We start from the raw sequence: 14,857 nt of genomic DNA on the forward strand, positions 1-14,857 counted from the left end.
GCTCGCGGCCGGAACCGGGCTCAGCGTGTCGGAAGGTCTTCGCCGGCGTCGGACGTCGGCAGGATCCAGGGGGCCTTGCGCGGCAGCACGGTCTGCGCCAGCCAGCGTTCGAGGTCGTCCGGCGGCAGCGGCTTGCTGAACAGGAAGCCCTGCATCAGGCTGCAGTCCAGCCGGCGCAGCACTTCCATCTGCCGCAGCGTCTCGACGCCCTCGGCGATGACCTGCAGGCCCAGCGAACGCGCCAGCGCGATGATCGCGGTGACCACCGCCGAGCTCTGCGGCGTGATGCCCAGGTCGCGGACGAAGCTGCGGTCGATCTTCACTTCGGAGATCGGCAGCGTCGTCAGATAGGCGAGCGACGAGTAACCGGTGCCGAAGTCGTCGATCGAGATCTCGACGCCGACCTCGTTGAGCCGGTGCAGCGACGGGATCACGCTCTGCAGATCCTTCATCAGGCCGGTCTCGGTGATCTCGAGCTGGATCGCGCGGTGCGGCACGCCCCACTGGCTGACGAACTGGTGAATGTGCTCGACCAGGTCCGAGCGCTCGAACAGCCGGTTGGGCAGGTTCACCGCGATCGATTCGCTGAAGCCGAAATTCAGCTGCCAGACCTTGGCCTGGCGCGCGGCCTCGCGCAGCGCCCATTCGGACAGCGGCACGATCAGACCGGTTTCCTCGGCCAGCGGGATGAACTCGCCCGGCGGCACCAGCGTGTTGCCGCGGCGCCAGCGCATCAGCGCCTCGGCGCCGACCATGCGGGCCGTGCGGACGTCGATCTTGGGCTGGTAGTGCAGGACGAGCTCGTCGCGCTCGATCGCCTTGTGCAGCGCGGATTCAAGCTCCAGCTTCTCGCGCCCGCGGCCCGCCAGCATCGGCGAGTACAGCGCCGACGCGTTGCGGCCCTGGTTCTTGACCGCGTACATCGCGACGTCGGCGTTGCGCAGCAGGTCGGCCATGGTCAGGCCGTCGCGCGGGTAGAGCGAGATGCCCACCGACGCGGTCACGAAGCATTCCTGGCCGGCGATGAAGATCGGTTCGCGCAGGGCGTCCAGCACGCGCTGGGCGACGCGTTCGGCGTCGCTCTCGTCGCCGACCTCGGGCAGCAGCGCGACGAACTCGTCGCCGCCCAGTCGGCCCACGGCCTCCAGCGTGCGGTGCGAGCGCGTGCCGACCGATTCCAGCATCCCTTCCATCACCTGGTCGCTGTGGCGCACGCAGGAGCGCAGGCGGCGGCCGACTTCCATCAGGAGGTCGTCGCCGGCGGCGTGACCCAGCGTGTCGTTGATGACCTTGAAGCGGTCCAGGTCGATCAGCAGCAGGCCCACCTCGTGGCCCATGCGACGGCCGGCCTCGATGGCGCGCTCGGCGCGCCACATCAGCTGGCGGCGGTTGGGCAGGCCGGTCAGCGCGTCGAAGTTGGCCAGCTCGCGGATGCGGTCCTCCGCCATGCGGCGGTCGGTCACGTCCTGGATGACGCCGGTGTAGCCGCAGGCGTTGCCGTGTTCGTTGAACTCGGGCTCGGCCTCGATGTGGATGACGCGCTTGCGGCCGTCCAGCAGCGTGAAGGGCAGGTCGGTCACCAGGACCGAGTTGTGGGCGACGACGTCGCGCAGCAGGCGCATGAAGAGCAGACGCTCCTCGCGCGGCACCATGCGCATCACGCCGATGAAGTCCAGCGGGTCGATCGGTCCGCGGCCGAAGACGCGCAGCGCCTCGTTGGCCAGCTTGAAGCCGTGGCCGGTCTGCCACTCGAAGCTGCCCATGCGGGCCAGGTCTTGCGCGCGGGCCAGCTTGGACTTGCTGCGCTCCAGCTCCTGCCGCGTGCGCGAGCTGCGCAGCATGTAGCGCAGCCGGCCGGCCAGCAGCCGCCATTGCGTGGACTTGACGAAAAAGTCGGTCGCGCCGGCCTGGTAGGCGCGGTTGATCGAGGCCTCGTCGTCCAAGCCCGTCAGCATCAGGATGGGCGCGTTCTCGAAGCCGGGCAGGTTGCGCAGCCGCTCGCAGGTCTCGAAGCCGTCGAGTTCCGGCATCAGCGCGTCCAGCACGATCAGCTCGGGCGTCCATTGCGTCACCAGCTGCAGCGCCTGCTGCCCGCCGGTCAGCGCGGTGACCTCGAAGCCGTGCTCCTGCAGCGCGGCCTCGCTCAGCATCAGGTTGACCGGGTCGTCGTCCACCAGCAGGACGCGCGGTCGTTCGATCAGTTCACCTTCCTTCACGACGCGGCTCATCGTGAGGGTTGCACCAGTTGCTGCATGGCGAGCCGCGCGGCGGCGATGTCGTCGAGCACGGTGGCGATCAGGTCGGCCAGGCCGTCCTCGCGGCCGGAGCGCGCGAGGGCCTCGATCTCGGCGCAGCGCTGCGACAGCACCGAGGCGCCCAGGCTGGCCGCGGCCGACTTCAGCGTGTGCGCCACGTGGCGCAGACTGTTGAGGTCGCGCGGCGCGTCGCGGCCCTGCGCGAGCACCTGCTCCTGTTGGTCCAGCGATTTGAGGAAGGCGGCCACGACGCGGTCCAGCAGATGGTTCACGCCCTCCGGGTCCAACTCGCGCAGACGGGCGAGGGCCTGGTCGTCCAGCACGGCGGGTTCGGGCTGCGTCCGGGAGGGCATGGTCGTGGCGTAGTCTGGTGACATCTTCTGATCATGGCGCCGCGGGTGGTTCCACGCGGAGTTGAAGACCATTGTCGTTCACCGCAAGGATGCGAGCGTGCGAAAAAGCAGTCAATTCTGGTGTTCTTGGAGACGTCGCTCGGGGTAAGTCCCGGGGTCGGTGTCGCATCCATGCCGCCTCAGGCGAAGCGCAGGGTCTGCCCCACCCGCGTTCGAGGCCCGGAAGGCTCCGGTTGCCTGCCTACAATGGTCCGCATGAACAGGTTGGGGGAAGCCGCCGCGCGCCGTCGGCCATGGAAGGGAGCCGCGCTGGCCTTGGGGCTGGCGGTCGTGGTCCTGCTCCTGCTGCTGGCGCTCAACCTCGAGCCCACCGGCCCCGGCCTGGTGCTGACCGCCGTGATGGCGGGCGCCGCGCTGATGATCTTCGTGGCCGCACTGACCTGGCACCTGGCGGTGCGGCTGGCGCGGGCGCAATTCGGCGAACTGCTGCGCGAGAGCCGCCAGCAGGCGCAATCGCTGACGCAGCTGCAGCCGGACTGGCTGTGGCAGACGGATGCGCAACACCACCTCGTCCGCTGGCAGGCGCCGCAGGGCGCGCCGGCGTCGAGCTGGGCCGGCACGGCGATGAACGGCTCGGTCACGCAGCGGCTGTGGGAACGCTTCCAGTCCTTGCCGGCCTTGCCGACGGTGTCCCCGGGATCGGGGAATGAATCGTCGGAAGCCGCGCCGTCGGACAGCGCGCCGGATGTGCGCGGCCATGTCGAGCCGGGGTTGAGTTTCGATCGCCTGCGCGTGGTTGATGGCCACGGTCGGCGCTGGGAATTGCGCGGGCAGCCGACGACGGATGCGGCAGGTCGTTTCGCCGGCTATCTCGGCGCGGCACGCGTGCTGGACGAGCCGACGACGGCGGGGACGGACGTCGCGCTGTCGGGCGCCGCCACCGTTGCAGCGGCCGCGTCCTCCACCGAATGGCTGCAGGCGCTGCCCGGTCCGGCATGGCTGTTGAGCGACGGGGCCGGCGCCGGAAATGTCAACGGCAATGGCAACGGCAATGGAACCGGCAGCAGCGCCGCCACGCGCCTGATCGATTTCAACGAGGCTGCCGCGCAGATGATGGGCGGCTCGGAAGCGCGGGGTCAGTTGTGGCGCGCCTGCGAGGAACGTCTGCCCGAGGAACTCCGTCAGGCACTGGCGCAGCCCGACCTGCAGTCCGGCAGCGCCTGCGGCGCCTGGTGGCTGTGTCTGACGGCGCTGCCCCACGGCGGCGGCGTGCTGCTGAGCCTCTGGCCGCAGGGCGCGGTCGAGACCGTGCCGGCGGCGCTGGCGATGCAGGCCGCGGAGCAGGCCCGCGCGGACCAGGCCTCGTTCAGCTACACCGTGTCGCACGACCTGCGCGCGCCGCTGCGCGTGGTTGAAGGCTTCACCCGCATCCTCAAGGAAGACTACGGCCGGCTGCTGGACCGGGCCGGCAACGACCACCTGGACCGGGTGCTGGGCGCGTCGGCGCGCATGCACAGCATGATCGACTCGCTGCTGGCGCTGTCGCACCTGTCGTCGCAGGCGCTGCGGCACGAGACGGTGGACCTGTCGCTGCTGGCGTCGCAGGTGGTGGACGAGCTCCGCCGCGGCGCGCCGACGCGGGCGGTCGACGCGCAGGTGCAACCGGGCCTGAGGGTGCAGGGCGATCCGACGCTGCTGCGGATGGTGCTGGAGAACCTGCTGGGCAACGCCTTCAAGTACAGCGGCAAGCGCGAGCACGCCGAGATCCGCTTCGAGGCGGAGCAGCGCCAGGGCGAACGGGTGTTCGTCGTCACCGACAACGGCGCGGGATTCGACATGCGTTTCGCGGACCGCCTCTTCGGCGTGTTCCAGCGGCTGCACAGCGCGAGCGACTTCCAGGGCACGGGCGTGGGGCTGGCGTCGGCGCGGCGCATCGTGCGCCGGCACGGCGGCGACATCTGGGCCGAGTCCGAGATCGGGCAGGGCGCCCGGTTCTACTTCACCTTGCCGAACTGAGCGGCTGGCCGGTTCACGGCCGATTCAGTCGATTCACGGCGGGTCCAACGCCCGGGCCGGATCAGCTTCCGAGCGCGAGCTGCTCGACGGCCTCGACGATGCGGCGGGCCTGTTCGCCGGTTTCGATCGACTGTTCGGCGGCCATGCGCTCCAGGCGCGAGAGCGCCTGCGCGCGCGACAGCGAGTAGCGGTGCATGAGCACGCCCAGGGCCATCGCCTCGACGACCTCCAGCGACGCGCTCGGTTCGACGGCCGGTGCGGGCGGCGCCGCGACGGTCCGGGCGGGCCGGTTGGCGAAGGCGGCCTCGACGGCGGGGACGATCTGGTGGATGTCCAGCGGCTTGACGAGGTAGGCGAGGGCGCCGAGTTCCTTGACCTTGGCGATGGTGGCCTCGTCGGCGAAGGCCGAGAGGAACATGAAAGGCAGCTGGAGGTAGTCGCGCAGGTAGCCGGCGACGTCGAAGCCGGTCATGCCTTCCATGCGGATGTCGAGCAGCGCGAGGTCGGGGCGGTGCTGGCGGGCGATGAGGATGGCGTCGTCGCCGTTGTCGGCGTCGAGCACCTCGTAGCCGGCCTGGGCGAGGCCGTGCGTCAGGGTGGCGAGCACCAGCCGGTCGTCGTCCACGACCAGGATGCGGCCCTTGCCGCTCGCGCCCACGTCCTTGCTCACGCTGTCCACGCTGCTCCCGAATCCATGGCCATCAAGACCATCAAGGCCAACCCCAATCGATGGGGGACCCAGGATTGTCACCGAAATGCCGCAGACGGGTCTGCCGCCGCCGGGCCCCGGTTTCGGGTGGTCACAAGTGACCCCGGGCGAGGTCTGAGCGGTTGTGGTCGAGGTGTGAATCGGGGATGCGTTGCACGCAAGCGGCGAGGGCGGAGACGGCTGCCGCGGACAAGCCTTGATCGCGACAGCTCTGTGTCCACTGATCGATCGCGGCCTCTTCGACCTCGTTGATGACGGCGCTGGCGCTCGCCTCGTCGAGGTCGAAGCTCGTGGCGGCGGACAGCATGTTCTCGCGCGTGGACCACGCGCCCAGATCGCCGACGCCCAATGCCTGTTGCCTGAGTCGAGGAGGCCGCAGCGCAGGAACGATGTCGTAGGCCGGCGCGAGGCGGAACGCGTCGGGACGCTCCTCGTCCGCGAGCATGCCGTGGTTCCGATCGTGATCGTCGCCGTTGCCGATCACGGCGTTGAACACCATGCGTCGAAACAGCTCGCGACGATCTGCCGGGCCGCGCGCGGAGAGCCGACCCAACTCGCGCGCAAACCGCGGATACGAACCGAAGAAGCTATAGCGCTGGGCCGCTTCCCCGTTGGCCAACAGGGTCCGCGCGCTGAGGAACGCATCGCGTGTCCATCCGCCGTCGCAGGCGGTGCGATCGAAGCGACGAACAAGCAGGAGGTCCGTGTCGGCGATGGAGACCACTTCATGGACGACAGTTCGGATTCCGCATCGGTTCGCGAGCGTCAACGCCGCGGCCTCCAGCCGCGCCATCGGCACTTCCGGCGAGTCGCGACGCGACGGGAACTTCACCAGGAATTGCTGACCGCCATCGGCGACGGTGATCTTCGGTCGAGCTCCGCCGAGGCCCGTGTTGGGCAACAACTGACGCTCCAGCTCCGGCGGCAAGGGACGATGGAGATCGAGCGCCGACACGACGCGACAGGCATCCTGGAGCCAGGAACGATCCCAAGGGTCGAGCCATTCGGGCAACTGTTCGGCGGACTCGCTGAAGGCCAGATGACCGACATGATCCTGCTGCGACTTCAGCAGGTAGTCGACCGGCGACGATTGCTGACCGTAGGCGCGATCGATCACATGGCGACCCCAGTGCTCCGGGAGTGCGTCTTCGATCGCCCCAATCGCTCCGGCGTTTCCCATTTCGACGAAGGGGGCTTCACGGAGAGGCAAACCGAGCGGATCGATCGCCATGCCGTCGCGGTGTGCGAGGTAGCTCTCGCAATACTGGAAGGTGGGGCGTGTAGCCACACCGGCTCCCAGATCATGGGTGAGGCGCCCGCTCAGCGTGGGTGCCGTGTCTCCTGGAAGGAAACACCAGACGAAAGCCGTTTTGAGATTCTCTGCAATCTTCTCCAACCGAAACTGACCTGGCGCCTTAGAGCGCCTCCAGCAACTGCACCCCTGGCGGCCACAGGCTGAGCTCGCAGACGACCTGGTCGCCTTCCTGCGTGAGCCCGAGCAGCGCGCTACGCCTGGGTAGAAGCGCCCGCACGAGTCCCAGGCCGGACACGCCGCCGCGCACCTGCGCGAGGTCGAACCCCGCCGGGAGCGTTCCCCGGTTGATGATGCGCAGCACGACCTGCTCGGGATCGAAGCGCAGCTCGCAGCGGACCGGCGTCTCGCCGCCGTGCTTCACCGCGTTGGTGAACAGCTCGTTGAGCGTCAGTGCGATCGGGATGGCCTCGGCTTCGGGCAGGCCCCAGCGATGGGATTGCTCGGCCATCGTGCCGTCGACCTCGACCAGGATCTCGCGTCCGAACATCCGCTGCACCGAGCCCATCACCGCCTCGACGACCTTGCGCAGCCGCAGCGGTCCCGACATCCCCACCTGCAGCCCGTAGACCTGCGCGATCGCCTGCACCTGGCCGACGGCCTCGTTGATGACCGTGCGCACCTCGGGCCGCCGCGCCGCGATCTGCTGCAGCAGCCCGGCCACGCCCTGGAGGTTGTTCTTGATCCGGTGATGCACCTCGCGCACGAGCAACTCGCGCTGCGCGATCGCCGCCTCCAGGCGCGCGGCTTCCTGCGCGCGCTGCTGCGTGACGTCGGTGGCGACGAGCAGCAGCTGTTCCGGCTCCAGCTCGCCGCTGGCGTCGTTGACGCCCGCCAGGTGCAGCAGCCGCGCGTCCCAGATCCGCGCCTGTCCGCGCACCGTCAGCCGGTACTCGCGCTGCAGCACTTCGCTGCTCTGAAGCGCAAACTCCATGTCCGAGCGGATGGTCTCCGCCTCGTCGCCGCTGCCGAAGAGCGCCTCCAGGCTCGCGCCGAGCAGCTCTTCCTCCGGACGGCCGGCCAGCGCCGCCGCGGCCTGGTTGATCTGCCGCACCTGCAGCGTGCGCGCATCGTGCAGGCTGATGGCGATGGGCGCGGCTTCGATGATGCGATGCAGTGAGGCCTGCGCCTGCTGGCTCTGCGCCTCGGCCTGACGGCGGCGCTCGATGTCGAGCAGCGCGTAGGTCAGCTGGCGCGAGCTGTCCGGCCCCACCGTCGCAACCGCGTTGCCGACGACCCAGAACTCGCGCCCGTCGCGGGCGACCACGCGGCATTCGAAGGTCTCGGCCTGACCCTCGGGCAGTTCGTCGAGGTAATGCGTCTGGCGGAACGGATGATCGGGCGACTCGGTCGCGACGCTGCTGATCGGCTGGCCGGCGAATTCCGGCAGATCCCCGCCGAACATCCGCCGCGCCGAGCGGTTCATCCATTCGATGCCCTGGCGGCCAACCGTCACGATCCCGACCAGCACGGAATCGAGCACCGCGCGCTCCCGCTCGGTCTGCAGGTTCAGCGAATGCTGCAGCAGCTCGTTGCGCTCCTGCGCCTGCTGGTGGTCGGTGATGTCGACGGTCAGCACCGAGGTCGTCTTCTGGCCCGAGGCCAACTGGCCGATCTCCACCCGGGTCATCAGCCAGCGCAGGCCGTGCTCGGGATGCCGCACCGCATAACGCGCCACCGTCGGCGTGGCCTGCTTCAACGCCTGCTGGAGCTTCTCGTATTCGGCGCGCGACTCGGGTTCGACCATGTCGCGGTTGACGCCTTGCAGCGCCGGCGCCGGCCGCATGCCTTCATCGCCGGGAATGGGCGGCGGAGGCGGCGCGCCCGTACCCGGCCGCGACCAGCCGGCTTCCGCCTGGAAGGTCGCCAGCCCCACGCCGGCGGTGTCCATCAGCGTCTGCAACTGCTGTTGCGCGAGTTCCAGGTCTTGCTCCGCGCTGCGATCCTCCAGCATCACCAGCGTGCGCGGCCGCGTCCACGGACCGCTCAGCCGACGCGCGCGCACGCGGATCCAGCGCCGACGATCCCCCGGCGGCGCCAGCAGCGCGTTGCGATGCGTTTCCTGGCCCGACTCCGGCGCCTTGGCATGCAGCAGGTCGCGCCACTCGGGCGGCAGCTCGTGCAGGCTGATCGGCATCTGCGGACTCAACCGCCGGCACAAGGCCGCGAACGCGCCGTTGAAACGCAGCAGCAGCCCCTGGTCATCGTGCATCAGCGCCGGCAAGGGGCTGAGGTCGAGCCACTGGTCGATCTCCGATTGCATCCGGTCCGCGCGCTCCCGCGCCGCCAGCTCGGTGCTGTGGTCCTGCAGCAGCGCCAGACCCAGCCCACCCTCCAGCGGATGCACCCAGGCCTGCAGCAGATGCTCCCGACCCTGGTCGTCCACCAGACGCAACTCCTGCGCCTTGCCGCTTGGGAGCAGGCGCTCACCTTTGAGCGAAATCTCACCCATCAGCCCCTGCAGCCGGGCATTGGTGAGCAAGACCTGGCCCTTGGCGTCGAGCACGAAAGCCGGCCAGGGCCCCTCCCACAACCCGGCCAGGAGATCAGCCAGCGCCAGACCACGCGCCGTCAGCAGCGCGCGCAAGGCGTCGAGGTCAGGGGAGGCAAGCGGGAGTTGGGCGGACACGCGCCGAGTTTATGCCGGGGAGAGACCGCCTACCTGCTACGGTCTGTGCGTTGGCCGCCAGGTCGCAGGGCCTTGGCGTCAAGCGCCAAAACCCCGCGACCTGCCGTCCCCCATCGCCGTCTTACTTCCACCGCTTTGCTACCGAGGACTGCAATGGAAAAAGGCCTCGCGGCGGTGCCGGCGAGGCCTCTCGTTGCAGGGCAACGCCCTCGATCACTCGAGTTGCGCGGCCTTGTTCAGGGCGCGCAGGACCGCGCCGTTCACTTCGTCGGGGCCCAGCATCAAGGTGTCGAGCGCGGCACGGACGTCGAAGACCGATTCGTTCTCGATGGCCTGCACCAGGTCCAGGTAACCCTTGTACGGGCCGGTCTGGTCGACCAGCGCCTGGCGCACACGCTCAGGCACAGGAATGGACTGCAGCAGCTTTTCGAAAGGCTGCTTCAGCATGTGATCCAGCAGCGAGAACAGGCCGCAGATGAACATCTCGTCCCGGACCTCGGAGTCCGTCATGCTCTTGGCCAGCTCTTCCATCACCAGGCCGCGACGCAGCGCGCCGAACATGACCGGACGCATCGCATGATCCTTGCTGGCCGTGGCCAGCAGCAGGGCCAGCCAGCGGCGCAGGCGGGCATAACCCAGCAGCATGATGGCGTGACGGAACGAGGAGACCTCGACCGACAGGCCGAAGGCCGCGGAGTTCATGTAACGCAGCAGCTTGAAGGCCAGGCTGGGATCGCGCTTGAGGGTCTGCTCCAGACGCTCGACGTCCTCGCCCTGGTCGACGCGCGACATCAGCTCGACGATGACCTGCAGGTCAGCCTGCGAGTCGTTGCGGGCGGCCGGGGCTGCGGGCGCCTCGAACTCGCCGTGGACGGTCCAGCCGAGCACGCCGGCGGCACCGGCATCCAGCGCCTTCTTGAAGTCGTCGCCGTTGCGGGCGCCGGAGACCAGCACGGACTTGCCCGCGGGCAGCGGACCGCCGCCGAGTTCCTGCAGGTCCAGCACCAGCTGCTTGAAGCCGGCCGCGTCGGAGCGGCCCTTGAGCAGCGCGCCGCGCGCCTGCGCCTGGGCGGCGAGGTCGGCATCGGACAGCAGGAAGGCAGGAACTTCGATCTTGAAGTTGCCCGGCAGCGCGGCGGCGAGCAGGCCCTTGAGCAGGCCTTCATGCGCGACGTTGAGCAGCACGGGTTTGGTGGGGAAGGCCTCGGCGAGCGCGGCCAGCAGCTCGCCGGCGTCGGGCGTGCCCTCGGGGCGAAGCGCGAACACCGTGACGCGGGTGGCCTCGATGTCGAGGGACTTGGAAACCAGGGGCGCGTACCCCAGGGCCACTTGGCCCAGCACGGCGTGTGTCGAGTTCATGCAGATCGGCGCATCAGGTGTTGATGTACTGGAACAGCGACATGCGCTGCACCATCGAGTAGGTCTTCAGCGCCGCATCGTAGCCCGTCTGCTGATTCTGGAAGTCGGAAATGCCCTGGGTCATGTCCAGATCCTCTGCGGCAGATTGCTCAGCCTTGTTGTAAACCTTGAGGGTCTGCAGGCGCGACTCGGAACCGTCCAGGTTGTTCATCTGTTCGCCCACCTGGCTGCGCACGTTGGCGAGGTTGCCCATGACCGCGTCCAGGTCGCGCAGGTTCATGAGGTTGCTCTGCGTGATCTCGGGACCGGTGCGGCCCGGGGTCTTGAGCGATTCGATGGTGCGGTCCAGCACGTCGAAGAGCTTGAGGTCGGCGGTGGCCGGCTTGACGCTGAAGGTGTCGCCGTCGGACGGCGCGCCGGCGATGGTCATGGCCATGCCGTCGAACTTGACGGTCTGGCCGGCGGCGTAGTTGTCGCTGGCGACCGGCACGTGGCCCTGCGATTCGTTGAAGACGGTGTAGGTCTGCGAGGGCGCCGCGCCGCTGACGACGATGCTGTAGCTGTCGCCGGTGACCAGCGCGGGATCGGTGACGCGGCCGGCGTCGATGTAGCCGGTGGAGGCCTTGCCGGTCAGCGCGTTGCGCGCGGGACCGGTCTCGAAGGTGCCGTTGCCGCTGCGCGCCTGCTCCCAGGCCTGGCGGCCGTCGACGCTGAGCGGGTAGTTCTCGAGGTTGCCGGTGGTGACGCTGCCCGAGATGCCTTCGAAGCCGACACCGCCGCCGGTGCGGTTGCCCGCGGCGTCACGTTGCACGGGGTTGTCGAGGAAGGGCGTGCCGGAAGTGCCCTGGCCGGAGAAGAGGTAGCCGCCCGCGCCGTCGGTGCGGTTGGCGATGGAGAGCAGCTGGTCGCGCAGGCCCTGGACCTTGTTGGCCAGGCCTTGCCGTTCCGGATCGCTGTAGCTGGCGTTGCCGGCGGCGACGAGCGCCTCGCGGATCTGCTGCATCAGCTCGTTGGCGTCGCCCAGCGCGCTTTCGGCCAGGGTCATGCTGTTGCGGCTGGCGTCCAGCGCGCGCTGGCTGGCGTCGACCTGGCCGATGGAGGTGCGCGCGCGCTCGGCGCGGGCCGCGCCGGTCGGGTCGTCGCTGGCCTTCTCGACGCGCTTGCCGCTGGTCAGGCGCTGCTGCGCTTCCTGCATCTCCTGCTGGCGGCGCTGCAGCGTCGCGATGCTGGCGTCGAACATGTTGTTGGTCGAGAGTCGCATGGCTGCGTCCTTCAGGGTTCAGGCGATCGGGAGGGGCGGGCGCATCAGCGGCCGACCACGCTCAGCAGTTGGTCGAAGAGGCTCTGCGCGGCCTGCAGCATCTTGGCGGCGGCCTGGTAGCCCTGCTGGAACTGCATCAGCTTGGCGGCCTCCTCGTCGAGGTTGACGCCGGCCTGGCTGGAGCGGGTCTGCTCGGCGGAGGACGCCACCGTGGTGGAGACCTGCGCGAGGTAGTCCGCGCCCTGCACGCGCGAGCCGATGTCGGCCATCGCGGCGGCGTAGGCCTCGTTGACGGTCTGGCCGCGCGACAAGGTGCCGTCGACCTGCAGCTGCTTGCCCAGGAAGGGCTCCTTCTGCATGGCGAGGAAGGCCTTGGCGTTGCCGTTGTTGGTGGACACGACCTGGTCCGAGACCTGCATGGCGATCTTGTCGCCTTCGCGCGGCACGCCGTTGATGCTGAGTTCGAAGCCGAGGTCGATGCCGTTGGCCGGGTCGTTGCCGATCTTGCCGCCGGCCTTCCAGGTGCCGCTGACCTGCGTGTTGTCCGACAGCGTGATCGTGTAGTCGATGCTGTTGTCGGCGTTGACGGCGCCGAACTGGACGGTCGCGGGCTGCTTGCTCTTGTCGAACTTGTCGTTGATCGCGTAGAGCGTGTCGACGGTGGCCGTGCCCTTGTTGTTGACGTCGGTGGTGCCGATGATGGGCGAGGCTGCGGCCAGCCCGGAGGGATCATCCAGCGCGCGCTTGAAGCTGCCCGCGGCGTTGGCCACGGGCTCCAGCAGGAAGCTGTCGCCCTGCTGCATGGTGCCGGTGGTGGACAGGCTGATGCCGTAGGCCGCCTTGATCTGGTCGTTGCTCATGATCGTCGGCTGGCCGCCCGGGCGCACCGCGATCTGGTAGCTGTCGGGCGTGCCGGTCGGATCGGGCGTGACGGTGAAGGACAGCGCCGGCACCAGCGAGCCGTCGGTGACGGTGGCGCTGATCTTGGCGTCGCCGCGGTTGGTGACCGCCGGCAGGACCGTGGGCGCGGCGATGGTGAACAGCGGACCGCCGGCCTGCGCCTTGAGGTCCAGGCCCAGGCTCTGCTGCTCGTTGACGCGCGACGCGACCGCGGTCGCCATCTGGCCGAGCAGGTTGCGGGCGTCCTGCAGGTGGGTGTTCTGGTAACGCAGCATCGCGGTGAGCGTGCCGCCGGTGAGCGTGCTGTCGTCGAGCACGCGGGTGCCGCTGGTGTCGGTGATCGAGAGCTGCGCGCGCGCGCCGTCGTAGGGATCGGGCGTGACCGAGAGCTGCTGCGCCTGGCCGCCGAGCACCAGCACCTGGCCGCCGCCGATGAAGACGCCGGTGGTGCCGTCGCGGGCGTTGGGGACGGTGCTGACCTGGACGTACTGGCTGAGCTGGGAGATCAGCTGGTCGCGCTTGTCGAGCAGGTCGTTGGGCGTGTGGCTGGTGCCGGCCGAACGCGCGATCTGGTCGTTGGCCGCGGCGATCTGCTTGGCGAGTTCGTTGACCTGCTTGACGTCGGCGTTCATGTCGCTGACGACGCCGGACTGGAGGTCGGCGAGCTGCTGACCCGCGCTCTGGAAGCGCGCGGCCAGCGCCTGGGCCTTGCCCAGCACGACCTGGCGCGCCGACGGATCGTTGGGACGGCTGGCGACGTCGACCAGCGCGTTGAGGAAGTCGTTGGCGGACTGGCCGATGCTGTCGTCGCCGGTGGGGAAGAGCTTTTCCAGCTGCGCCAGCTGCGACTGCATGGTCGTGTCGGCGAAGGCCTGCGACTTGGCGGCTGCGGCCTCGCGGGTCAGGAACTCGTTGTGCGAGCGGGTCACCGTCTGCACGTTGACGCCCTTGCCGAAGTAGCCCGCGCCGGTGAACTGGCCTTCAGGCGTGGTCAGCACCACTTCCTGGCGCGAGTACCCCTGCGTGTTCGCATTGGCGATGTTCTGGCCGATCGTCTGCAGCGCCGCCTGGTTGGCGAACATGGCGCGCATGCCGAGCGAGAGCAGCGGGGAGGTACTCATGTCGGGTTCCTCGGTCTTTCCTGGGCGTCCTGGACCTGCTCAGCGGCGCGCGATCAGGCCAGCGCGCGCTGCACGCGCATCGTGGTGTTGATCGTGCGCGCGAGCTTGGTCGCGTACTCGGGGTCGGTGGCGTAGCCGGCCTTCTGCAGGCCCTTGGCGAAGCCTTCGGCGCTGCCGGTGTTGGCCTTGGCGACGACGTCGCGGTAGCGGTCGTTGTTGCCGATCAGCTTGGCGTAGTCCTTGAAGGCCTCTTCATGGCTGGCGTAGGCGCGGAACTTGGCCGTCACCTTGACCGCCTTGCCGTCGATGTACTCGGTGGTCTGCACCTCGGCGACCTTGCCGGTCCAATTGGCGCCGGCCTTGATGCCGAAGATGTTGTTGCTGCTGGTGCCGTCCTTGTTCAGGATCTCGCGCTTGCCCCAGCCGGACTCGTGCGCGGCCTGCGCGATCATGAAGCTCGCGGGGATGCCGGTGGCCGCCTGCGCCGACTTGGCGGCGGCGTCGTGCTTGAGGATGAACTCCTGGACGTGCGGCTGCACGTTCTTGACGGCCAGCGCCGGCAGCTGCGGGACCTTGGTCGCGTCCTTGGCCGTCGGCAGCTCGCCGTCCTTCACGCCGAGCTGGCGCTGCAGGTGGCGCTCGATGGCCTGCGACAGGCCGCCGGGCAGACCGGTCATCTTCGCGGCGTACTGCTGGTCCAGCATCTCGCCGCCCATCTGGGTCGCCGAGTTCTCCATCATCCCGCTGTTCATCGTGGCCTGGCGCATGCTCTTCATCACTTCCTGCATGAAGAGGGCCTCGAACTGGCGCGCGGTCTCCTTGACGGCGGCCTTGGGGTCGCGCGACGCGGTGCCCTTGAGCTGCTCGACCGAACGCGTGTCCGACGACAGACCGTTGACGCCCATGCCGAGCGCGGTACTGAGGGGGGTGGAGAGGGCCATG

At 69.0% G+C, this 14,857-nt stretch carries 10 protein-coding genes; 1 reads left to right on the forward strand and 9 read right to left on the reverse strand.

Features of this window, described 5'->3' with window-relative positions; all coding sequences use genetic code 11:
- Positions 1–20: 20 nt before the first annotated feature.
- Together ACQZ13_RS08785 and ACQZ13_RS08790 are read right to left on the reverse strand one after the other, a co-directional pair.
- Complete coding sequence (locus ACQZ13_RS08785; RefSeq protein WP_431051103.1) at positions 21–2,228, reverse strand: putative bifunctional diguanylate cyclase/phosphodiesterase; 2,208 nt, start codon at positions 2,226–2,228, stop codon at positions 21–23.
- Positions 2,225–2,632 carry an Hpt domain-containing protein gene (locus ACQZ13_RS08790; protein ID WP_431051105.1) on the reverse strand — a complete coding sequence of 136 codons (408 nt, stop codon included), beginning with the start codon at positions 2,630–2,632 and terminating at the stop codon, positions 2,225–2,227. Before ACQZ13_RS08790 ends, ACQZ13_RS08785 begins: the two co-directional genes overlap by 4 nt.
- A gap of 231 nt (positions 2,633–2,863) precedes the next feature.
- Between ACQZ13_RS08790 and ACQZ13_RS08795 the strand changes: the two genes are divergently transcribed.
- Positions 2,864–4,624 carry a sensor histidine kinase gene (locus ACQZ13_RS08795; RefSeq protein WP_431051107.1) on the forward strand — a complete coding sequence of 587 codons (1,761 nt, stop codon included), beginning with the start codon at positions 2,864–2,866 and terminating at the stop codon, positions 4,622–4,624.
- 61 nt (positions 4,625–4,685) lie between these two features.
- Here the strand turns inward: ACQZ13_RS08795 and ACQZ13_RS08800 are convergent, their stop codons facing one another.
- From ACQZ13_RS08800 to flgJ, 7 genes are all read right to left on the reverse strand, one after another.
- A complete protein-coding gene (locus ACQZ13_RS08800; RefSeq protein ID WP_431051109.1) occupies positions 4,686–5,294 on the reverse strand; it encodes a response regulator in 609 nt (202 codons plus the stop codon).
- Positions 5,295–5,424: 130 nt separating this feature from the next.
- Positions 5,425–6,729, reverse strand: a complete 1,305-nt coding sequence (locus ACQZ13_RS08805; RefSeq protein ID WP_431051111.1) for a type II toxin-antitoxin system HipA family toxin — start codon at positions 6,727–6,729, stop codon at positions 5,425–5,427.
- A gap of 19 nt (positions 6,730–6,748) precedes the next feature.
- Positions 6,749–9,274, reverse strand: coding sequence for a sensor histidine kinase (locus tag ACQZ13_RS08810; RefSeq protein WP_431051113.1), 2,526 nt, complete (start codon positions 9,272–9,274; stop codon positions 6,749–6,751).
- Between the two features lie 213 nt (positions 9,275–9,487).
- Positions 9,488–10,633 (reverse strand): EAL and HDOD domain-containing protein, encoded by a 1,146-nt coding sequence (locus tag ACQZ13_RS08815; protein ID WP_431051115.1) that lies wholly within the window; start codon positions 10,631–10,633, stop codon positions 9,488–9,490.
- 13 nt (positions 10,634–10,646) lie between these two features.
- A complete protein-coding gene (flgL, locus tag ACQZ13_RS08820; protein WP_431051117.1) occupies positions 10,647–11,894 on the reverse strand; it encodes a flagellar hook-associated protein FlgL in 1,248 nt (415 codons plus the stop codon).
- 44 nt (positions 11,895–11,938) lie between these two features.
- Positions 11,939–13,915 carry a flagellar hook-associated protein FlgK gene (flgK, locus tag ACQZ13_RS08825; protein ID WP_431051119.1) on the reverse strand — a complete coding sequence of 659 codons (1,977 nt, stop codon included), beginning with the start codon at positions 13,913–13,915 and terminating at the stop codon, positions 11,939–11,941.
- Positions 13,916–13,968: 53 nt separating this feature from the next.
- Positions 13,969–14,856 (reverse strand): flagellar assembly peptidoglycan hydrolase FlgJ, encoded by an 888-nt coding sequence (gene flgJ / locus ACQZ13_RS08830; protein WP_431051121.1) that lies wholly within the window; start codon positions 14,854–14,856, stop codon positions 13,969–13,971.
- Between the last annotated feature and the right edge of the window lies 1 nt (position 14,857).

It is taken from the genome of Roseateles sp. L2-2, assembly GCF_050613215.1.
In the GTDB taxonomy this organism is placed as follows: Bacteria; Pseudomonadota; Gammaproteobacteria; order Burkholderiales; family Burkholderiaceae_C; genus Roseateles; species Roseateles noduli.

Coding starts and splice junctions, on each gene's coding strand:
- ACQZ13_RS08785 (WP_431051103.1), bottom strand. CDS start 2,228: ATGAGCCGCGTCGTGAAGGAAGGTGAACTGATCGAACGACCGCGCGTC.
- ACQZ13_RS08790 (WP_431051105.1), bottom strand. CDS start 2,632: ATGTCACCAGACTACGCCACGACCATGCCCTCCCGGACGCAGCCCGAA.
- ACQZ13_RS08795 (WP_431051107.1), top strand. CDS start 2,864: ATGAACAGGTTGGGGGAAGCCGCCGCGCGCCGTCGGCCATGGAAGGGA.
- ACQZ13_RS08815 (WP_431051115.1), bottom strand. CDS start 10,633: ATGAACTCGACACACGCCGTGCTGGGCCAAGTGGCCCTGGGGTACGCG.
- flgL (WP_431051117.1), bottom strand. CDS start 11,894: ATGCGACTCTCGACCAACAACATGTTCGACGCCAGCATCGCGACGCTG.
- flgK (WP_431051119.1), bottom strand. CDS start 13,915: ATGAGTACCTCCCCGCTGCTCTCGCTCGGCATGCGCGCCATGTTCGCC.
- flgJ (WP_431051121.1), bottom strand. CDS start 14,856: ATGGCCCTCTCCACCCCCCTCAGTACCGCGCTCGGCATGGGCGTCAAC.